We start from the raw sequence: 21,470 nt of genomic DNA, 5'->3' as shown, positions 1-21,470 counted from the left end.
GCTCCCCGCGCCTCCCCCTTGACGGCCGCGCCCCGCTCCGATGTTCTCTCGCTGCCATGCAGATCGACCGTTCCCGGTTTCTCCTCCTCACCGCGACCATGGCCCAAGGCGCGTGCGGCGGCGCCTCGCAGCCCGCGGCCGGTGATCCCGTCGTCGCGGCGCCGGTCGTCACGTTGCCCGAGGAGGACCGCTCGGGCGCGAAGGGAAGTACGGCGGCGCCTCCACCGGGCCAGCCGGGCGCAGAGCAGCCGAGCGAGGTATTCATCGCAGCGCTCGACGGGGAGACGGTCCCGGATCTGGGGCTCTCCGCATGTGACGACGGCGGCGTCGCGCCCAGGGGATGTAGCACCCTGCGCGCGCCGGGGCCGCAATGCGAGAGCTTCACGGACACCCGCGACATGTGCGGCAAGCTCGCGCACGGGCTCCAGCCCTCCGTGGCCGAAAAGGCCGTCGATTGCCTCCTCGCGAAGAGCGGCAAACAGTCGCTCTGCACGTTCGACGCGGCGAACCAGTGCGGGATGTCGGCCGTGCGCAAGGTCTCGTGCATCGAGCCCTTCACACAATCGGCGTGCGCCCCCGTGGTCAAGGCCTGCGGCGGACGGCTCACGATGAAGGATTGCCAGGCGCTCCTCTCGTCCGTGACCAGCAAGAACCGTCAGAACATGATCGCCTGCGTGACCGAGGGCTGCTCGATCGATTATTGCATGTATTCGGTGGAGTGAGGCCGGATCAGGCGGGCAGGGGAGAACGCGCGCCGCGCAGGCGCCGCCGCGTGAGGGCCAAGATGCCCGCGCCGAGCGTCGAGAGGACCACGACGAACGTCCCGCGATCCTTGTTCGAGCCATTGCCGCTGTCCGGCAGGAGCGCCACGCCGGACGGGCAGATCGTCTCCACGTTCGTCGACGAGCGCGCCCGGATCTCGTGCTCCACCTCGACCTGGTTCGCCGCCGGCTCGACCTCCAGATCCTTCGCCAGCGCGGCGCGCGGCAGCCGCGCTTCGAGCCGCGTCAGCCACACGTCCGCCGGGTGCAGGCCATTCAGCGCCGTCGCGACGTCGTCCAGCGTCGAATCCGGGAGCTCGTCGTTCTCGCCGCATTCGAAGAGCCGCGCGTCGATCTCCCCCGCGGCCACCTCGCCGCAGGACGGATCGTTCGAGGGAACGCCGGCCGGACACGGATCCACGACCATGCGGTTGTCGCTCGCGAACGTGCCGAAGCTCGTCAAGCACGACTCGTCGGTCGCCTCCTGGTTGATCACGCCCTGGCCGACGTACCCTTCCGCAATCGTGTTCGCGGAGCGGGAGGGGAACCCGAATTCGTCGACCTCGAGGGTGATCGAGACCTTCCCCTGCACCGCGCCGTCGATCGGCGCGAGCAGCGCCCGCGGCTTCGCGAACGTCGTGATCCACGTGGCGCCGTCGTTCGCCGCGAGCGTCTTTTCCCGCAGCGTGGCGTAATTCGAGGCGTTCGTCGCGAAATCCCACGACACGAGATCCGCCGGAATGAGCGCATTCGCGAAATTCTTCGCGCCCCATCGACCCTCGGTGATCAAAAACAGCGTGATGTCCACGTTCGCGCCCGTGCCGATCGCGACCATGCGCAGCGGCAAGGTCGGGCTGATGCCGGGTTGCACCACGCGGACCGGCTTCATGTCGTTCACGCCTTTGTCCGGCTGGAGGCGCAGCGCGATGAAATCGAACCCCTCCTCGATGTACGCGTCGATGACCGGCGCCGTCTCCGGGGGAATCGTGTATCCGGCGGTCGTCAGCCAATCGTCGAGCACGCCCGGCGTCTCCGTGCTCAGCGTCACGGTCTCGAACGGCCCCACCGTGCCGCGGTGCACCACGGTCACGCCCCCGCCGCCCGGACCGAGCTCGCCCCCGCTCCCCGACGCGAGATCGGACATCGCGCACCCGCAATCGAAATCGGGGCCATTGTTGCAGTTGATCGGCGGCGCGAACACCGTGGTCGACGTCGCCGCGTCGAGCGTCTCGAACCAGGCGTCGGTGGAGATCTCGATGACCGCCCCCGGCTTCACGGGCAAAAGCCAGCCCCAGCTCTCGGGAGCGCCGTCGTAGCGGATCTGATCCCAGAGCACGGTTTGCTTGGGCGAAACCGAGAGCGCCATTCGGTGCGCGTTGACGATGGTGTTCACCATGGGCGGGACCACGCAGCCGCCACACGCGTGGGCGTCGCTCGGCGCGAGCAACGCGGCGAGCGGCGCGCAGGCGAGGAGGGTCGCAAGCAAGGGTGTCTTCATGAAGGTCTCCAATCACGCCGGGAAGAGACGCGGCGCGGAGCCATCGTATAACAAATCGTGCCTTTCGATCGGGCTTTCGCCCTCCGCGTCGCTCAGCCTCGGGGCGGGCGTGATTCGCCTGGGTCGTCCACCCCCGGCGGACGCAAGGGGAGCTCCACGATGAACGTCGCGCCCGCGTTCGGCTTGCTCTCCACCCGGACGGACCCGCCATGCGAGTTCACGATCCAGCGCACCAGGTAAAGCCCGAGCCCGAGCCCCCCGAAGTTCTGCGCGGGCGTCGCGCGCTCGAAGCGATTGAAGATCTTGGCCTGATCTTTCTCCGCGATCCCGATTCCGTGGTCACGGACGACGAGCAGCGCCGAGGCCGCCTGCCTGCGCATGGTCACCTGAATGGGCTGCTGCATACCGTACTTCATCGCGTTCGACAGGAGATTGACCAGCACCTGCTCGAGGCGCGACCTGTCCCATTGCCCCACGACCGGCTCGTCCATCTCGAGCTCCGTCCGGCAGCCGGCCGTCGCGAGCTGGGCGGCGAGGCGCCCGACGACCTCACGGATCAGGGCGGAGAGCTCGACCGGCTCGAGGGTGAGCGTCAATCGTCCGCCGTGCAGCCGCGCGACATCGAGCAGCCCGTCCACGAGATTCCCGAGCCGCGTGATCTGCCGGTGAAAGACCTGGAGCATCGCCTCGATTCGCGCCGGGGTGAGGTTCGCGGATGCGTCGCGTCGCACGAGCCGCTCGACGAGCTGCGTCTGCATTTGCAGCGCCGTGAGCGGGGTCTTGAGCTCGTGGGAGGCGACCATGAGGAATTCGTCCCGGAGCCCGATCGCCTCCTGGGCTTTGGCGTAGAGCCGGGCGTTTTCGAGCGCGAGCGCTGCGCGGCGCCCGAGCTCCTCGGCGAGCCCGAGGTCGGCCGGGCCATAACGACGATGGGGCGCGGTCGCGAGCAGGAACATGACCCCGAGGCATCGATCCCGCGCGAGGAGCGGAACCCGGAGGTAGGCGTGGACGCGGTGCTGCTGCAAGAGGGGCGCGGCGCGGGCGTCCCCGATTTCGGGCTCGGTCGGCACCGAGACTGCGAGCCCGGTCAGCGCCTCGCACAGCGCTTCGAGCTCTCCGGGCGGCACGCCTCGCGCGGCGATATGGGAGCGCGTGTCGTCCTCGGAGGGGACGTGGAGGACGCACTGGTCGGAGAGCTCGGGCACCGCGAGATCGGCCACGCTATCGAGCGTCGCGTCATAACCGAGCACCATCAGGGTGCGGCTCGCCTCGGCCAGAAAGCGCTGGGCCCGCTCGGCCTGCTTGCGCTCGGTGATGTCGGTGGAGATGCCGCAGAGCAAGCGCGGCGCCGTGCCTTCGCCGAGCGGGAACTTGACCGACAGGAAGGTATGCAATCCATCGGCGAGCGGCACCTCCTCCTCCCACTCCATCGGCGCGCCCGCCTCGAGCACCTTCCGGTCGTGGTCACGAATCATCTCCGCGACCGGCGAGGGGAAAAAGTCTGCGTCGGATTTTCCGAGGAGCCCCTGGTTCGGCAGACGGAGCAGGTGGCCCACGTGCCGATTGGCGAGCACGAAGCGGCCTTCGTGGTCCTTGAGGTAGATGGCCGCCGCGGAGTTATCGACGATGGCCTCGAGCGCCTGCTCCGCGCGCCTCCGCTCGGTGTTCTCCTCCTCGAGATCGGAATAGAGCAAGGCATTTTCCATCGAGATGGCCGATTGCGCGGCGAGCAGCTCGAGCACGCTGAGCCGCCCGCCGGTGAACGCCCCGGTGACGAGGTTGTTCTCCAGGTAGAGCATCCCGAGCAGGCGGCTCTGGCGCACGATCGGCAGGCAGAGCAGAGACCGCGGCCGCTTGCGCTTGAAGTAATCGTCCTCCAGGAACGGATGCCGTGTGGTGGCGTCGTCGAGCAGCACGCGCTCGCGGGTCCGACGAACGTAGTTGAGGATCGATTGCGGGAGCATCGCCGGGGAGGCCTCGGCCGTATCGAGCCATTGCACGGTCCCTCCGCGCGCCTCGATCGCGGCGGCGATCGACAGGCGTTCGTCCCGGACGAGGAGCACGTGCCCCAATTCGGCGCCCGCGTGCTCGATCACGACGCGCAGGAGCGTCTCGAGCAAGCGCGGCAGCTTGAGCTCCCCGGAGATGCTTTGCGAGGCCTTGACCACCGATAAAACGTCGAATTGCTCGGCCCGCACCGCGAAGGTGACGGTGGGGGCGATGGGCTTGCGCTCCACGAGGTGGGGATGACGCTGGTCGAGTTGCTCCACCTTGGCGTGGGCGCCCCAGCGGAAATAGCCGGCGCGGGCCTTTTGCAGGTAGGCGTCGGCGGGAATGGACAGGCCACGTGCGCGGTAAAAGCCCGCCGCGAGCTCACAAGCGATGGCCTCGTACTGGACGAACCCGTGCTCGCGCGCCGACGAGATGGCCTGCTCGTAGAGCCGGATGGCCTCCGCCTCGTGCCCCCGGAGCCGCGCGATTTCGGCGCGGACGAGGGCGTGCTTGTGGAGGAAGTTTTCGGGGCAGCCATCCGCCCACACGCCGAGCTGCCTCTCGCCGGCCAGGAGGTCGTCGGAGAGCTCCGGCGAGGGCGACGCCTCGCCGCAGAGGGCGGCGAGCGCGAGCGCGCGATAGAAGACGCAATCGACGATCAATGGCGTCATACTCCTCTTCCACCAGCGCTTGGCGCTCGCCCGGGTCGTCGCCGCGAGCGCCTCGGCAGGGGAGCCAAGCACGAATAGCGCCTGTGCCTTCAAGATGTGGTGCGAGCGGTAAGCTTCCGTCTGGTCCTCCGAATCCAGCCGGCTCTCGAAGGCCTCCTGATCCAGCTCCGATCCATCCAACATCGAGAAATGGACCGGCCTCCCTCGCAGCGTCTGGATCAGGCAATGGACGCTGAGCAGGGTGCCATGCGTGAGCGCGTAACGGGCCTTGCGCACGAAGCCGAGTCGATCTTCGACTTCGTGAAGGACGTCCTCCAGGGGCTCACCGCAGGAGAGCGGGAACAACGGGGCCAGGGCACAATTGAGACATGCGTTCGTCAAATTGCCGGACTCGACGGCGGCATTGAAGCCAATCCGCGTGTAGAAAGGAGTCTCTCGGTAGTGCCGCTGCCAAAAGGCAAGGTGGTGTCCAAAGACGGTAAATACAAGGGACCTTGTGGTGAGGATGCGGCTCCTCTCCGCCAACTCATAGGCGAGCTTGCCGAAGCGATAAGCCTCTCTGTATTTCTCGAACCTCCAGCCGATCTCCATCGCGAAATTGGTGTACGCATGGGCGGAGCTCTCGTCGTTGCCGTGGCGCAGGCTGAGCTCGACCCGGCGCGCGGTGAAAAGATACATCAGATTCGGGTCGACAAAATAGGCGGCGAGGGTCATGCCTTGCAAGAGGCCCATCACTACCTTGATCTCCGGGTGCGTCATGGGGGGCAGATGGATCAGATCCTCAATCGCCCGGTCGCCCAGCATCTGCCACACGCGCCCGGTTTCTTCTTCGATCTCGGCGTCGGTGGGATGTGGCGATAAATCAATGCCGAAGGCGCGGAGGCATGAGAGCCCCAGCGAAAGCGCACGGGCGTTTTGCCCACGGGTCATATGGAAGGCGACCGCGAGCTCGACGACCGCGGCGCGTTCAATCGTGGTCCGCGCACGATTCATCAGCTCTTCGATCAATGGCTCGGCCTCTTCGAAGCTGCCGGTGGCGTACACCGCGTGCGCGCGCTCGAAGGTCAGGTTGTAGGTCAACTCGTACTGCGCCTCCCAGCGGTCCGGCGCGAGCAATGCCTCGCCGGCGGCGAAGAGGGCAGCCGCGGCCTGGAAGGCCGCCGCGGCCTTGGCCTTTCTGCCGGCGCGCAGATTCAACGCGGCGAGCTCGTTCCTCTCCGCCTGTGAACGGAGGAGCGCCGCGCCGCGATTGAAGTGACCGACGATGTCGAAGAGCGTCTCGTCCCGCTCTTCGGCGCGTTGACGCTGGAAGAGCAGCCGGCCAATCCCGAGGTGGACCTCGGGGAGCTGCCCCGGCGGAATCAACGCGTACGCGGCTTGCTGCACCCGGTCGTGGAGGAATCGATAGGTCCCGCCCTGGGAAAGGATCAGCCCCTCCCGCACGGCCTCTTCGAGCGCCTCGCGGAGCTCTGCGGCCGGACGCTTGGTGACCACCGCGAGGGTATCGAGGTCGATGCGACTCCCGAGGCACGCAGCGAGCTCGAGCGCGTCCTGCGCCGGGGCCGAGAGCCGCGAGAGTTTTCCCGTCATCAGCTCGACGACGTTGTCGGTGAAGCCTTTCTCGCGAATCGCGGTGATGTCCCACCGCCACGCGCCCGCCTCCCTATCGAGGGCAAGGAGCCCCTCTTGATGCAGCTCGATCAAGAACTGGAGCACGAAAAACGGATTACCACAGGTCTTCTCGTAGACCAGCCGTGCGAGCGGCTCGGCCTGCTCTTCGCTTTCGTGGACCGCCTCGGCCACGAGCGCGCCGACATGCGCGGCCGAGAGCGGGGCGAGGACGATATCGGCGACGGCGGCGCCGCGCTTCTTCACGTCGGCCAGCGTGAGCGCGAGCGGGTGCGCGGGGCCGACCTCGTTGTCCCGGTAGGCGCCGAGCACGAGCAAGTGCGCCGCCTCGGTGTACGTCACGAGCTGCTCGAAGAGCTTCAAGCTGGCCGCGTCGGCCCATTGCAGATCGTCGAGGAACAGCACGAGCGGGTGCTCTTTCCGGGCCATCGCGGCGACGAACCGCTGGAGCGTCGCGTGCAGCCGGCTCTGGGCCTCGACCGCCGGGAGCTCGGGCATGGGCGCTTGCGGGCCCACGACCTGCTCGATTTCGGGCAGCACGTCGGCGAGCAGACGGCCGTTCGGGCCGAGGGCCTCCCGCAGGCGCTGCCGGAAGCGCTCGACCTCGACCTCGCTCGCGCGGAGGATCTCCTGCAAAAGGCCCCGGAACGCCTGGAGGAAAGGAAGGTAGGGGATGTCTCGATTGTATTGATCGCACTTGCCGGAGACGAAAAACCCCCGCTCGCGCACCACGGGTTTATGGAGCTCGGCCACGAGCGACGATTTGCCGATGCCCGAGTACCCCGACACGAGCACGAGCTCCGGCCGACCCTCTGCGAGCACGCGCGCGAAAGCGGCCCGCAGCGCCTCGACTTCACGCTCGCGGCCATGAAGTCGCTGCGGGACCTGGAAGCGGTCGGAGAGGTCACGCTGCCCGAGCGCAAAGGGCGCAATGGCGCCGCTCGCCTGAAAGCGGGCGAAGCACTCGGCGAGGTCGTGCCGCAGGCCGAGCGCGCTTTGATAACGATCCTCGGCGGCCTTGGCCAGGAGCTTGAGCACGATCGAGGACAGGAGCGGCGGAACGGACGGGACGATCGCGTGGGGCGGGAGCGGCGTCTGGGCGACGTGGCAATACACCCATTCCAGGGGGTCGTTGGCCTGGAAGGGCAGGGTGCCCGTCAGCATCACGTAAAACGTGACGCCGAGCGAGTAGATGTCGGCCCGCTCGTCGATCCAGCGGTTCATCCGGCCCGTTTGCTCGGGGGCCATGTACGCGAGCGTGCCCTCGATGAGGCCGGCGTGGGTGAGGCTCTGGGATTCGCGTGGTGCGCGGGAGGCGATCCCGAAATCGGTGATCTTGACCTCGCCGGTATCCGGATTGTAGAGCAGGTTTTGCGGCTTGATGTCCTTGTGGATCACGTGCTGCCGATGCAGCTCGGCGAGCGCCGTGGTCATGCGGAGGGCGAGCGGGAAGAAGCGCTCGAGCGGCATGGGACCGTCGAGGAGCCGATCGAGCGACTGGCCCCCGAAATCCTCTAGGATCAGGGCCGGCTGGCCGTCGAGCGCGTCGATGGCGCAGGGCTTGACGACGGCCGAATCGTCCATCGTCCCGGCGATTTCGTACTCGTGGTACAGCCGCCCGAGCGCGCGGGGGCTGGCGTGGTCGCCTCGCAAAACTTTGAGCACCACCGGCCGATCGTCTTCTTTGCGGCGCGCTCGATAGACGAGCGTGTCTGCCCCTTCGTGGAGGATTTCGAGTCCGACATAACGCGAATCATGGGTCATGGAGGCCTTGGGAGGCGATCGATGGGCGTCGGGTTCATAGAGCGATCGGGACCCTTGCGCATCACGCAAGCCACTACGAATTTCCGGGACGATGTACTAAACTCGGGTTCATGTTCCCGCCGCCGCCCCGCTTTTCGCGCCGCATCACCACCGCGGGCGTCACCGGCACGAACGGAAAGACCACGACCACGACCTTCCTCGCGGCCGCGCTCGCCCGCCTCGCGCGGCCCGTCCTCCGCGTCACCACGCTCGGCGCCTTCCTCGACGACGAGCCGCTCCCGTTCCCCAAGACGCACGACGCGTTCCTCGATGCCATGCGCCACGGGTTCGAAAAGGGCGCGCGATACGCCGCCGTCGAGGCCACGAGCGAGGCGCTCGCGCTCGGGTTTGCCAAGGCCTGGCCCATTTCTATCGCCGTCTTCACGAACCTCACGCGTGATCACCTCGACGCACACGGCTCGCCCGAGCATTACCTCGCGAGCAAAGCGCAGCTCTTCGTGCACCTGCCCGCGGACGGCGCGGCGATCCTCAATGCCTGGGATCCCGCCTCGGAGCTCATCGCCGAGGTCGTCGCGAGAGGCGCGCGCACGGTCACGTACGGCCTGCCGTCCCGCGCGCCGGGAAGGCCGGTGCTCCGGCCCGATCTCGTCGCCGAGGCCATCTCCGTCGGCTGGGACGGCACGCGCGGCAAGCTCGCGCCCTCGTCGCGTCATCGCGGCCTGCCGCAGGAAATACGCATTGGCGCGATCGGCGAGCCGTTCCTCGAGAATGCCCTCGCCGCGCTCGTGGCCGCGATCGAGGCGGGCGTGCCTCCGGCCGACGCGGCGGACGCGATCGCTCACGTGCCCGCACCGCCCGGCCGATTCCAGGTCCTCGGCGCGGGGCCACGCGCCGTCGTCGATTACGCGCATTCGCCTGACGCGCTCGCCCGCACGCTCGCGACGGCGCGTTCCCTCACCACGGGCCGCCTCGTCGTGGTCTTCGGCGCCGGCGGCGATCGCGACCGGGGCAAACGCGCTTCCATGGGCGAAGCCGCGCGCCGCGCCGATCGGGTCGTCCTCACGAGCGACAACCCGAGGAGCGAGGATCCCGCGGCGATCGCCGAGGAAATCCGCGCGGGGCTCGCTGATCACCCGGACGTGCGCGTCGTCCTCGACCGCGCCGAGGCGATCCGCGGGGCGATCGCGGACGCGGGCCGTTCGGACGTGGTCGTGATCGCGGGCCGCGGCCCGGAGACCGAGCAGGTCTTCGCCTCGGGAAAACGCCGGCTCGTCGACGCGGAGGTCGCGGCCTTTGCGCTCGCGGAGCCGTGAAGCAAAAAAAGAACCGGCATTCCCCGTACGCGCCGCGCGCCGTTCGGGCATGATGCGCGCGATGCAGCGAGGGTTCGTCTTGCGCCAGGTTTCGCGCGTCGTCGCCGTGCGCCCCGAGGAGATCGGCGCCGTCGTGTGGGCGTTCGTCTACTTCTTCCTGCTCCTCTCCGGGTATTATCTCATTCGCCCGCTCCGGGACGCCATGGGCATCGCGGGCGGCGAGAAGGCCCTGCCGTGGCTCTTCTCCGCGACGTTCGTGGTGATGCTCTGCGCGGTCCCGGTCTACGGCGCCCTCGTCACGCGCCTCTCGCGCCGCCGCCTCGTCCCCGTCGTCCACCGGTTCTTCGCGGCAAACCTCCTCCTCTTTTTCGCGCTCGCCTCCCTCGGCGTCCCACGCCCCCTCCTCGGCCGCGTCTTCTTCGTCTGGACCAGCGTCTACAACCTGTTCATCGTCTCCGTCCTCTGGAGCTTCCTCGTCGACGTCTTCACGAGCGAGCAAGGCAAGCGCCTCTTCGGCATCATCGCCGCGGGCGGCAGCGCGGGCGCGATCGCGGGCCCGCTCGTCACCGCCGCCGTGAGCGAGCGGCTCGGGCAAACCCACCTCTTCTGGCTGCTCGTCCTCTCGGCCGTGACCCTTGAAGCCTGCGTCTTCTGCGCGCGGCGCGCCGAGCATCACGCGGGCGCGCGGGACGCATCGGAGGCGCGCGCCTCCTCGGACAAACCCGTCGGCGGCTCGCCGTTCGCCGGCGTTCGCCTCATCGTCGCGTCGCCGTACCTCGCGGGCATCGCGCTCGCGATGCTGCTCCTCACGACGATGAACACGTTCCTCTATCTCCAGAAGACCGACCTCGTCCGCCGCGCGGCGCAGGGCTCGGCCGCGCACACGGCCCTCTTCGCCTGGAACGATACGGCCGTGAACGTGCTCTCCGCCGCGCTCTCGTTTTTCCTGACGGGACGATTGATGACCCGGCTCGGCCTCGCCGCGGCGCTCGTGGTGCTCCCCGTCCTTTCGGGCCTCGGATTCTCGGCGCTCGCCTTTTATCCCTCGCTCGTCGTCGTGGCCGTGGTCGAGGGCCTCCGCCGCGCGGCGCAATACGCGATCGAACGTCCGGCGCGCGAGGTGCTTTATACGGTCCTGCCCCGGGAAGCGAAATACAAGGCGAAGAGCTTCATCGATACCGTGGTGTTCCGCGGCGGCGACGCCGCGAGCGCGTGGGCGCACGCGGGCCTGCTCACCCTCGGTTTGTCCTCGGCGGGCGTCTCGCTCGTCGCGGTCCCGCTCGCGGGCCTCTGGCTCGGCGTGGCGCTTTTCCTCGCCCGCCGCGAAAAGATCATGGCAGCGGAGCTTGCCGCGCCGGCCGCGGCGACGCGACCGGCGAGCGAATCAAAGGCTCACGTAGAATGTCAGCCGTAACCCTTGGCGCGCAGCCAGGCGAGGCTCCTCGCCATTCCCTCGTCGAGCCCGATCCGCGGCACGTAACCGATCGCCTTGATCCGCTCGATCCCATATTGCCCACGGCGCAGCACGTACCGCACGGCCTCGCGGTTCATCTCGAGCTCTCGCCCGAGCGCCGAGGCCACACGATCGAGCGTGGAGGCCGCGCCGAGCGCGAGCGGCGCGGGGAGATCGGGCAGCCCGCGGATCCCTAAAAATCGCTGGTAATGGCTGAAGAATTCGCGCGCCGTGGTGCGCCGATCATCGGTGACCGTGAAAGGCAGGCCGCTCTTCCTGGCGTCGAGCACGAGGTCGATCGCGTCGAGGAGGTTGTCCACGTATACGTGGTTCACGTGACGAACCTTGCTATCGACGTACACCCACGACCGCGCCGCCATCATACGCGTCGGCCGCTCCGTCCAAGGGATTGAGCCCGGGCCATAGACGTCGCCGGGCCGCACCACGTAGACGTCGAACACGCCCGGCTCGTGCGCCGCGAGCGCGAGCGCCTCGCTCCGGATCTTCGTGGCGCAATAGGGGTTGTCGAGGCCACCCACGGGGCCGTCCTCGGGCACGCCGTCGGGGTAATCGAAGCCGTGCACCATGACCGACGAGATCATCACGAAATGGCGCACCCCCGCGCGCCGCGCCGCGACGAGCATCGCGCCCGTGCCGCCCACGTTCACCCGCTCGAAGAGCGCCATCGGGCCCGACTCCCGCACGACCGCGGCCGTGTGGTAGACGATCTCCGCCCCCGCGCAGAGCGCCGCGCAAGCAGCCGGATCCGAGACGTCGCCGCGGACGATCTCGAACGAAGGGCCGCCCTCCCGATCCGGCGCGAGATCCAGCCCGCGCACCCGCCTGCCCGCGGCGAGAGCGCGCGCGGCGATCGCCCGACCGAGGAAGCCCGACGCGCCCGTGATGGCCACGATCGATCCGCTCATGCGTCTCCCCGCTCCTCCTCTCCGAAAGGCGCACCTTGACCGCAGGGCCCCTTTCGGCTTCTTTTCACGCCATGCCCCACGTCGATCTGAATGGCCAGAAGATTTTCTACGAGGACACGGGCGGCGACGGACCGCCCGTCGTCCTTGCGCATGGCTTCTTGATGGATCTCACGATGTTCGATCCGCAGGTCTCGGTCCTCACGCCCGAGTTCCGCGTGATCCGCTTCGACGCCCGCGGCTTCGGCCGCACGCAGAGCGACGGCAATCGCTTCACCTACTGGGACTCGGCCGAGGACTGCATTCGGCTCCTCGATCACCTCGGCATCGAGCGCGCCGTCGTCGGCGGCATGTCCCAGGGCGGCTTCCTCACGCTCCGCGCCGCGTTGAAGTGGCCCGATCGCGTGAAGGCCCTCGTCCTCATCAACTCGCAGGCCGGCGTCGACGACGCCGAGGCCCTCGCCGGGCAACGCAGCATGCTGGAGACCTGGCGGCAGCAAGGCCCGATCGATCCGATCGTCCACGGGATCGCCAGCCTCATCCTCGGCGCGCCCGAGCACTGGGAGCCCTGGGTCTCGACGTGGCGAAAAACCCCGGTCGAGAGCCTCGTCGCGCCCACGCTCGCCCTCATCGAGCGCGAGGACATCACCAATCGCCTCGGCGAGATCAAGCAGCCCGCGATCGTCTTCCACGGCGACGCGGACACCGCGATTTCGCTCGAGCGCGGCCGCTTGCTCGCGGACAAACTCTCGGGTTGCAAGAATTTCGTCACGGTGAAGGGCGCCGCGCATGCGTCGAACCTCACCCACGCCGATCAGGTGAACCCGCCGCTCCACGCCTTCCTCCGCGTGTACGCGTGAGCCGGACGGGCTGAACATCCGAGCAGACAAACCGGGGCCATCGCGCTAGGATGCGCGGCATGCCGCGCCCCGTGCAGAACCCGCCGAACCCCTGGGCGAAGACCGAGGTCGAGTGGCTCGACGAGCCGCCGAACGCGACGCTCCAGGTCTTCGAGGAGGAGGCCCGCTCGATCCTCTCCGAGAACGAGAGCCCGGATCTGCCCTTCCGCTTCAGCCTGAACCCCTACCGCGGCTGCATCCACGCCTGCGCCTACTGTTATGCCCGCCCGAGCCACCAGTACCTCGGCTTCGGCGCCGGCACCGATTTCGACCGGAAGATCGTGGTCAAGACGAACGCGCCGCGCCTGCTCCGCGAGGCCTTCGAGAAGCCGAGCTGGCGCGGCGACGGGATCGTCCTCTCCGGCAATACGGATTGTTATCAGCCGCTCGAGGCGAGCTACGAGCTCACGCGCCAATGCCTGGAGGTTTGCCTCGCGTTCACGAACCCGGTCTCGATCATCACGAAGAGCCGCCTCGTGGCGCGGGACGCGGGCCTCCTGGCGGAGCTCTCCCGGCGGGCGCGGGCGCACGTCTTCCTCAGCATCCCGTTCGCGCAAGACGAGGACGGGCGCAAGATCGAGCCCTGGGCGGCCAAGCCGAGCCTGCGCTTCGGCGCCATGCGCGCCCTCGCCGACGCGGGGGTCCCGGTCGGGATCGCGATTGCGCCGGTCATCCCAGGGCTCAACGATACCGACATCGCCGAGCTCCTCGAGCGCGCGCGGGAGGCGGGGGCGGAGGCGGCGTTCCTGCAGCCCCTCCGGCTCTCGGCCGAGGTCCTGCCCGTCTTCGAGGAGCGGCTCGCCGAGGCGTACCCGCTCCGGGTGCAGAAAGTCCGCAATGCGATCCAGGAGATGCGCGGCGGGAAGATGAACGAGAGCGCGTTCGGGGCGCGCTTCTCGGGGCTCGGGCCTCGGTGGGCCATGATCGAGCGGATGTTCGAGGCCCATTGCGCGCGGCTCGGCCTGAACCGGGAGCGGATCACCCGCGAGGCCCCGACCACGTTCCAGCGACCGAAGCGGCAGCTCTCGCTCTTCGACGAGTGATCCGCAAACCGACCAAGATACCACGGCTCGGGGCCGCCGCGCGCCGTTTTCCCTCCCGCGAGGCCTCGGACCTGGAAATTGGCGAAGTGACAACCCTCCAGGTTACCATCCTCGGCGGACGAGCGACCACGAGAATCTGCCGCGCCCCTCGAATTCGTTCATGAATTGAGGTCCAGACCACCAGGATTTACGCTCGTCCGGTCCGGCGCGAAAAATGAACGAACAGGGCGGCGGACACGCTACGCTCGGGAAGGTCACTGCGTAACGTAACGACGTTCGGCGCCGCCTCCCCCACCCGGCGTGCACGCCGCCGCAGTGCCGAAGGTGAGGTGTGTCATGGCCAAGTGCTCGACCATGTTCCGTGTTTTTGCCGCCTTTCTGCCGTGCGTGACGATCGCCGGGGCCCTTTCCGGCTGCGTCCTCGATACGGAAGAGCCGCTCGATATCGCGCAGGTCGGCCTCGATCTCGAGGACGACGACGAATCCCAGAAGGTCGCGAGCGAAGAGGACGAGCCCGAAGACGTCGAGCCGGAGGACGTGGCGGCCGAAGAAAAGAAGAGCCGTGGTAACCCGAGTCCCCAGGCGGGCGCTGCGTGTACCACGTCGGCCACGTTCAAATTCGCGACGTCGGGGGACGTCACGACCGCCTCGATCAACACCACGGTCGTCGCCTGGTTCACGAAAGGCGCCTATACGGTCCGGATGACCGGCCCTTCGCGGACATTCGCCGCCGGAGTGGCCGGCGCCCCCTCCGTCACCACGACGATGTGGATTCGCACGCTCCCCACGCCCTTCGATCCCGCCACGATGGGGACGACGGCCCGCAGCGCCTGGCTCAACGCCGCGCGCATCGTCAATTGTTCGACGGGGACCTCGGACATCCTCGCCGTCGCCTACGACTACATCGAGGGCGCCTCGAAGGACGCCGGTTACGCCAATGGCGCAGACTTCCAGGATTACCTCGGCATCTCGTGGGATCCGCCCGACGGGAACATCGTCGCGGCGGACACCACGCAGATCGGCAAGCTCGATTGCTCGGGGTTTCTGCGGCTCATCTTCGGCCACCACGCGAATTTCGTTTATGGCGGCGTGGAGGCGAAGATCCCGATGTCGTGGTACGTGGCGGGCACGCTCACCCGCGCGAGCAAGGATCAGTATCAATCGGGGCCGGGCAAGATCATCGTCCCGTTCCGCACCCAGCCCACGGGCGCCGCCGCCTTCAACGGCGCGCCCTCGGCGACGGAGCTCTCGGCGATCCAGGTCGGCGATATCGTGTTTTTCGATTCGAGCTGTGATTACTCGGTGGCCTCTCCCTCCTGCGGTACGGACTGGACCACGATCAGCCACACCGGGATTTACGTCGGCCGGGATTCCTCGAACAACGCCCGCTTCCTCTCGTCCCGCTCGACGGCGGACGGCCCCACGGTGGCGAACACGGGCGGCTGGTCGGTCTTCAACGACGCCGCCGGCATCTCCGGGACCTACCCGAAGCGCTTCCGGGCCGCACGCCGGTTCTGAATGGCGTGTGCGCCGAGTCACATCATTTCCGCCCAAAAAGAAAGGGAAAGCGACGCGGAGGAGGCACGCTATGCTGCGTGCCTCATAGCGCGCCGTTGCTTACGCGAGATTCCGACCGGCGCGCGTGAACATACTTGCATTGGGGGTAACTCCAGATGGCAAATCGTGTTACCGACCTCCGATCGGTCGCTGCGCTCCTTCTTTCTTTTGCTCTCCCCGGCTGCATCCTCGACGCGATGGGCGCGCCCGAGCCGCCCGAGGACGGGGCCATCGACTCGATATCGCAAGCGATGTCGGCGTGCGCCCCGTCCTCGACATTCAAATTCACGACGTCCGGCGACGTCACGACGGCCCGCATCGGGGGCGATGACGTCGCGTGGTTCACGAAAGGCGCCTATACGGTCCGGATGATCGGGCCTCCGCGGACGTTCGACCCCGGCGCCCCCGCGCCTCTCGTCACGACGACGACGTGGATTCGCACCCTGGACGCGCCGTTCGACGCCGCCGCGACGTCGAGCCAGGACCTTCGCGCCTGGCTCAACGCCGCGCGCGCCGCGAACTGCGCGACCACGATGCCCGACATCCTGGCCATCGCCTTCGAATACATCGAGGGCACCCCGAACGACGCCGGCTACGAGTTCGGCGCGGACTTCCACGATTACCTCGGCATCGACTGGGATCCGCCGGACGCGGACGTCCGCGCCGCCAATCCCGCGCAGCTAGGCAAGCTCGATTGCTCGGGCTACATGCGGCTCGTCTTCGGCGAGCGCACGAACTTCGTCCACGACGGGGTGCGCGCCAAAATCCCCCTTTCGCTCCACGAGGCCGGCGCGATTCCGCGGACGAGCCGGGAGCAATATCGATCGGGTCCGGGCAAGATCCTCGTCCCGTTCCGCACCGAGCCCCCGGGCGCAGAACGATTCCACGGCGAACCCACGGCGGAGGAGCTCTCCGCCATCGAGATTGGCGACCTCGTCTTTTTCGACACCGATTGCCTCTACGACGTCCCGACCCCGTCCTGCGGCACCGACTGGACCACGATCAGCCACGTCGGGCTCTACGTCGGACAGGACGCCGCCGGCGACCGCCGGTTCATCTCGAGCCGCATCGTGGCGGATGGCCCGACGGTCGCGAACACGGGCGGCTTTTCGATCTTCAACGCGACGCCCGGCGTGCCCCACGCCTACCCCACCTGGTTCCGGGCCGCGCGCCGGTTCTGATCCGCAAATTCGGCCGGCACACCCCTTGCAGCCTATCGTAGCCGAACCACGCCGCCTCCCCCGGCGGCAGGCCCGGAAGCCCCGGCGCCGCGCAACCCCGACCCTCGGAGGTTCCCCCCATGGCCACGATGCTCGCTGCTCTTCGGTCATTCGCCAGCGTCCTCGTCCCCGGAATCACGCTCGCCGCGACCCTCACCGGCTGCTTCGGCGGCGGTGACGATACTTCTTTCGAGGCCTCGGACACGGAGATCACGGACGGAGACGAGCCGGGGGAGACGGGCGGGGACGAGACGACGACGCCGCCTGGCGAGGAGCCGGAGGTCGAGGTCGGGGGCGAGGAGCAAAGCGCGGGGCCGTGCGGGAAGGTCGAGACGTTCTCCTTCACGAAGTCGGGCGACACGACGATCGCGTCGATCGAGGGCGAGCCGGTCGCGTGGTTCACGCACGGCGGGTATTCGGTGCGGATGCTCGGGGCCTCGCGCATGTTCGGCGCGGCGACGTCGGCCGCCGCGGTCACGACGACGACGTGGGTGCGGACGCTGAGCGAGCCGTTCGACGCGGAGAAGACCTCGGAGGAGAAGCTCTCGGCGTGGCTCAATGCGGCCCGCGGGGTCAACTGCGACGCCGGGACGCAGGACGTGATCGCGATCGCCTACGACTACGTGGAAGGCGCTTCGAAGGACGCGCGGTACGCGCTCGGCGCTGATTTCCACGACTTCCTCGGCATCGACTGGGACCCCATCGACGCGAAGAACATCCTGCCGGATCTCGGCCTCGAAGGCGCGCTCGACTGCTCGGGCTACATGCGCCTCGTCTGGGGGAGCCGCACGAACTTCAACTTCGACGGCGAGGACGCGAGCCTCCCGCTCTCCTTGAAGTCGGTCCCCGGGTATCTGCCGCGCACGAGCGAGGACATGTACCGCTTCGGCCCCGGCAAGATCGTCGTCCCCTTCCGCACGCAGCCCGCGGGCGCGCCCGCGTTCCAGGGCGCGCCGACGACGACCGAGCTCGCCTCGATCGAGCCGGGAGACCTCGTCTTTTTCGACTCCGAGTGCAACTACACGATCGCCACGGCCCTGCTTTGCGGCAAGGATCCGGGCGCGATCAGCCACGTCGGCATGTTCGTGGGTCGCGACGGCGGCGGGAACTACCGCTTCATTTCGAGCCGCACGACGGCGAACGGCCCGACCGTGGGCAACACGGGCGGCTGGTCGATCTTCAACGGCGGCGTCGACGGCGCCGGCTCGTATCCGCAGCGCTTCCGCGGCGCCCGCCGCCTCTAGGGGGGTGAGGCTCCGGCGCCTCAGGTACGTGTGACAAACCTGGATCTCCGATTATCCAGGTGGATCATCGATGCACCAGGATCCCGGATCCTGATTCCAGCGCCCGGCGGCCTGGCTGGGCTTCCCGCGGACCCCTCTCGGTGCCAGGTTTCCCTCGGGGCGGCTCAACGAGGAGGCGAGGGGGGTGGAACGCTTCGACGTGCTCATCGTCGGCGGAGGTCCGGCCGGGCTCGGTGCGGCGCTGATTCTGGGGCGTTGCCTCCGCAAGGTGCTGGTCTGCGACGCCGGGACCCCTCGCAATGCGCCCGCGCGGGGCATTCACGGGCTCCTCGGGCACGACGGTTTGCCCCCGGCGGAGCTCGTGCGCCGGGGGCGCGCGGAGGCGCAGAAGTACGGCGTCACGATTCGCGACGTCGAGGTCTGCGACGTCCGCCGGAGCGAAAATGGATTCGAGGCCGATCTCGCGGACGGCGGCCGGGTCGAGGCGCGCAAGGTCGTGCTCGCGACGGGGATGCTCGACGTCATTCCTTCGATCGAGGGCATCATCAAGTATTACGGGCGCGGCGTGTACCATTGCCCGATCTGCGACGGCTGGGAATGCCGCGACCAGCCCATCGGCGTCCTCGGCCCCGCGCACCGCGCGATTCGCTCTGCATTGTCGCTCCTCCGCTGGAGCGACGACGTCATCATCTTCACGAATGGCCCCGCCGCGCTCACGGACGACGACAGGCGCCTGCTCGAAAAACATCGAATCGGATTGCGCGAGACGCCCATCACGCGGCTCGAGGGCGACGGCGAAGAGCTCACGCACGTCGTGCTCGAGGACTGCGAGGTCGTGCCGCGGCGGGCGCTGTTCCTGAAGACGGGCGAGGTGCCGCGATCGGATCTGCCCACGAAGCTCGGCTGCAAGACCAACGGCGACGGGACGACGGAGGCGGAGTTCCACGGGAGCACGGAATCCGAGGGCGTCTTCGTGGTGGGTGACGCCTCGCCCCGGGTCCAGCTCGTCAGCGTGGCGCAGGCCGAAGGGGCGGCCGCCGCCGTCCGAATCAATGCCATCTTGCAGGACGAGGACCTCGCGTCGCGATGAGCGTGCGTTGAGAGTGGAAGACATCCCCCTGTCCATTTGATAGGGTGCAGCAATGTCCGCGTCCTCCCCCGTCCCCGAAGTCGAGGCCGCCGCCCCCGACGCATCGGCCTCGCACGCGCCCCACGAGCCCTATGTCTCCGCGCGCGAGAGCCCACGCGAGCTCACCGTGCGCGCCGTGGCGCTCGGCGCGTTGCTCGGCATCGTCTTCGCCGCCTCCTCGGTCTACCTCGCCCTCAAGGTCGGCTTGACCGTCTCGGCGTCCATTCCGATCGCCGTCATGTCGATCACGATCTTCCGCTTCTTCGGACGGGCGACCATCCTGGAGAACAACATCGTCCAGACGACGGGCTCCGCGGGCGAGTCGATCGCGGCGGGCGTGGCATTCACGCTGCCGTCGCTCCTGCTCATGGGGTACGACCTCGCGGCGGGCCGGGTGCTCTTGCTCTCGGTGCTCGGCGGCTTGCTCGGCGTGCTGATGATGATCCCGCTCCGGCACGGGCTCATCGTGGAGGAGCACGGGAAACTGACCTATCCCGAGGGCACGGCCTGCGCCGACGTGCTCGTCGTGGGCGAGACGGGCGGCACGAACGCGAAGACGGTGTTCGCGGGCTTCGGGCTCGGGTTTTTGTACAAGCTGCTCGGCGACCCGCTGAAGCTCTTCAACATGAACCCCGCCTATCGGTTCCAGAGCTGGAAGGGCGCGAGCATCGCGGGGGAGCTCACGCCGGAGATGCTCGGCGTCGGCTACATCATCGGCCCGAAAACGGCGAGCACCACGATGGCGGGCGGCGTCCTTGCGTATCTCGTGCTGATCCCGCTCATCGCGTTCTTCGGCGACAAGATCGATAGCCCGATTTTCCCCGCGACGACGCTCATTCGCGACATGTCGCCGAACGACATCCGTAGCCGGTACGTGCTTTACATCGGCGCGGGCGCGGTGGCGACGGGTGGCTTCATCAGCCTCGGCCGGGCGCTCCCGACGATCGTCAAGGCGTTCCGGAGCGGCATCAAGAGCTTCCGCGCGGGCAAGGCGGCGAAGGAGGTGCCGCGCACGGAGAGGGATCTGCCGTTTTCGGTGGTCGTGTATGGCCTCGTCGCGCTCCTGCTCGCGATATGGCTCTCGCCCATGCTCGGGATCACGCTGCCGACGGCCATCCTGATCATGCTCTTCGGCTTCGTGTTCGTGACCGTCTCCTCGCGGATCTGCGGCGAGATCGGCTCGTCGTCGAACCCGATCTCGGGCATGACGGTGGCGACGCTGCTCATCACGTGCTTGCTCTTCTTGGCGATGGGCTGGGTCGGCGTGGATCACCGGGCGATGGCGCTCTCGACGGCGGCGATCGTGTGCATCGCGGCCTCGAACGGCGGGGCGACGAGCCAGGATCTGAAGACGGGTTATCTCGTGGGCGCGACGCCGCGGCGGCAGCAGATTGGCTTGCTCGTCGGCGTCATCACGAGCGCGCTCGTCATCGGATACACGCTGCTCTTCCTCAATGCGTCCTACACGACGCGGGCCGCCGAGACGTACGACGTGCCCATTCCGGTCGAGTCGATCACCGCGCAGGTGGAGAAGGGCCCGGACGGCAAGGACTATCGCGTCGCTTATCAGCCGAACTCCGGCGCGGCCATTCCGCAAGGAAAATACCTGGTCGAGGAGTCGGGGAAGGTGGCGTTCGTGATCGACCCCGGCATCGGCGGCCGCGTGCCCCACGAGCCGAAGAAGCTCGAAGGCGACGTCGTGGTGCCCGCGAACGCGACGAGCAAGGGCACGATGCTCGGCCCGGATCGCAAATCGTACACGGTCTTCGAGGTGGCCGAAGGCGGCGCGATGCACGCCGGGCGTTATCTCGGCGAGGACGGGAAGCTCGTGTACGAGCTGCGCGAAGTGAAGAAGCTCGACGCCCCGAAGGCGAGCCTGTTCGCGCTGATCATCGACGGCATTCTCACGCGCAAGCTCCCCTGGAGCCTCGTGCTCATCGGCGTGATGCTGGCGATCGTGATGGAGCTCTGCGGCGTGGCGGCGCTGCCGTTCGCGGTCGGTGTGTATCTGCCGATCTCGACGAGCGTGCCCATTTTCGTCGGTGGCCTCGTGCGGTGGCTGGTCGACAGGAAGCGCGGGCAGGCGGGCGGCGACGAGGAGTTCAGCCCGGGCACGCTGCTCAGCTCGGGATACATCGCGGGCGGCGCGATCGCGGGCCTCGTCGCGGCGCTCGTCGCGGGGCTCGGCATGGAACACAAGTTCGATCTCTCCACCGTGCTCACGCAGTTCTCGACGTCGAACATCTCGGGCGTGATCGCGTTCGGCGCGATCGCGGCCGCGCTTTACTGGGCCGCCGTTCGAGGGAAGTCGGCCGTCGGCAAATCCGAAGGCTGAAGGGCAGGGGGCGCGGCGCGGACCTTGCCAGCCGCCCCC

The 21,470-nt window shown here is 68.1% G+C and carries 13 protein-coding genes; 10 read left to right on the top strand and 3 right to left on the bottom strand.

Annotated elements, in window-relative coordinates; all coding sequences use genetic code 11:
- The first annotated feature begins 56 nt into the window (after positions 1–56).
- Positions 57–722 carry a hypothetical protein gene (locus QHF84_RS17460; protein WP_281314441.1) on the top strand — a complete coding sequence of 222 codons (666 nt, stop codon included), beginning with the start codon at positions 57–59 and terminating at the stop codon, positions 720–722.
- Between the two features lie 7 nt (positions 723–729).
- On the opposite strand, the gene QHF84_RS17455 is transcribed toward QHF84_RS17460, so the two are convergent.
- Positions 730–2,259: a DUF2330 domain-containing protein gene (locus QHF84_RS17455; protein ID WP_281314440.1), complete on the bottom strand. Its 1,530-nt coding sequence runs from the start codon at positions 2,257–2,259 to the stop codon at positions 730–732.
- 92 nt (positions 2,260–2,351) lie between these two features.
- The gene (locus QHF84_RS17450; RefSeq protein WP_281314439.1) at positions 2,352–8,315 is read right to left on the bottom strand and encodes an AAA family ATPase; all 5,964 of its coding nucleotides are present in this window, start codon (positions 8,313–8,315) and stop codon (positions 2,352–2,354) included.
- A 110-nt stretch (positions 8,316–8,425) separates the two neighbouring features.
- Here QHF84_RS17450 and murE point away from each other — a divergent pair, with 110 nt between their 5' ends.
- Together murE and QHF84_RS17440 are read left to right on the top strand one after the other, a co-directional pair.
- Positions 8,426–9,628 carry a UDP-N-acetylmuramyl-tripeptide synthetase gene (murE, locus tag QHF84_RS17445; protein WP_281314438.1) on the top strand — a complete coding sequence of 401 codons (1,203 nt, stop codon included), beginning with the start codon at positions 8,426–8,428 and terminating at the stop codon, positions 9,626–9,628.
- Positions 9,629–9,707: 79 nt separating this feature from the next.
- The gene (locus QHF84_RS17440) at positions 9,708–11,042 is read left to right on the top strand and encodes an MFS transporter (RefSeq protein ID WP_281314437.1); all 1,335 of its coding nucleotides are present in this window, start codon (positions 9,708–9,710) and stop codon (positions 11,040–11,042) included.
- Here the strand turns inward: QHF84_RS17440 and QHF84_RS17435 are convergent.
- On the bottom strand, positions 11,033–12,007 hold the full coding sequence (locus tag QHF84_RS17435; protein ID WP_281314436.1) for an NAD-dependent epimerase/dehydratase family protein: 975 nt from the start codon (positions 12,005–12,007) through the stop codon (positions 11,033–11,035). The two genes, QHF84_RS17440 and QHF84_RS17435, sit on opposite strands and share 10 nt — an antisense overlap.
- A 71-nt stretch (positions 12,008–12,078) precedes the next feature.
- Between QHF84_RS17435 and QHF84_RS17430 the strand changes: the two genes are divergently transcribed.
- From QHF84_RS17430 to QHF84_RS17400, 7 genes are all read left to right on the top strand, one after another.
- Positions 12,079–12,864: an alpha/beta hydrolase gene (locus tag QHF84_RS17430; RefSeq protein ID WP_281314435.1), complete on the top strand. Its 786-nt coding sequence runs from the start codon at positions 12,079–12,081 to the stop codon at positions 12,862–12,864.
- Positions 12,865–12,923: 59 nt separating this feature from the next.
- Entirely contained in the window at positions 12,924–13,946 is a 1,023-nt protein-coding gene (locus QHF84_RS17425) for a PA0069 family radical SAM protein (protein ID WP_281314434.1), read from the top strand.
- A 336-nt stretch (positions 13,947–14,282) separates the two neighbouring features.
- Positions 14,283–15,464: a hypothetical protein gene (locus tag QHF84_RS17420; RefSeq protein ID WP_281314433.1), complete on the top strand. Its 1,182-nt coding sequence runs from the start codon at positions 14,283–14,285 to the stop codon at positions 15,462–15,464.
- A 155-nt stretch (positions 15,465–15,619) separates the two neighbouring features.
- Positions 15,620–16,684: a hypothetical protein gene (locus QHF84_RS17415; RefSeq protein ID WP_281314432.1), complete on the top strand. Its 1,065-nt coding sequence runs from the start codon at positions 15,620–15,622 to the stop codon at positions 16,682–16,684.
- A gap of 119 nt (positions 16,685–16,803) precedes the next feature.
- Positions 16,804–17,967 carry a hypothetical protein gene (locus QHF84_RS17410; protein ID WP_281314431.1) on the top strand — a complete coding sequence of 388 codons (1,164 nt, stop codon included), beginning with the start codon at positions 16,804–16,806 and terminating at the stop codon, positions 17,965–17,967.
- 184 nt (positions 17,968–18,151) lie between these two features.
- A complete protein-coding gene (locus tag QHF84_RS17405; RefSeq protein WP_281314430.1) occupies positions 18,152–19,057 on the top strand; it encodes an NAD(P)/FAD-dependent oxidoreductase in 906 nt (301 codons plus the stop codon).
- A 52-nt stretch (positions 19,058–19,109) separates the two neighbouring features.
- Complete coding sequence (locus QHF84_RS17400) at positions 19,110–21,431, top strand: oligopeptide transporter, OPT family (RefSeq protein WP_281314429.1); 2,322 nt, start codon at positions 19,110–19,112, stop codon at positions 21,429–21,431.
- The last annotated feature ends 39 nt before the right edge of the window (positions 21,432–21,470 follow it).

Origin of the sequence: Polyangium sp. y55x31, from assembly GCF_029946505.1 — a bacterium.
Classification (GTDB): domain Bacteria; phylum Myxococcota_A; class Polyangia; order Polyangiales; family Polyangiaceae; genus Polyangium.
This window is presented reverse-complemented; position numbering and strand designations above follow the sequence as displayed.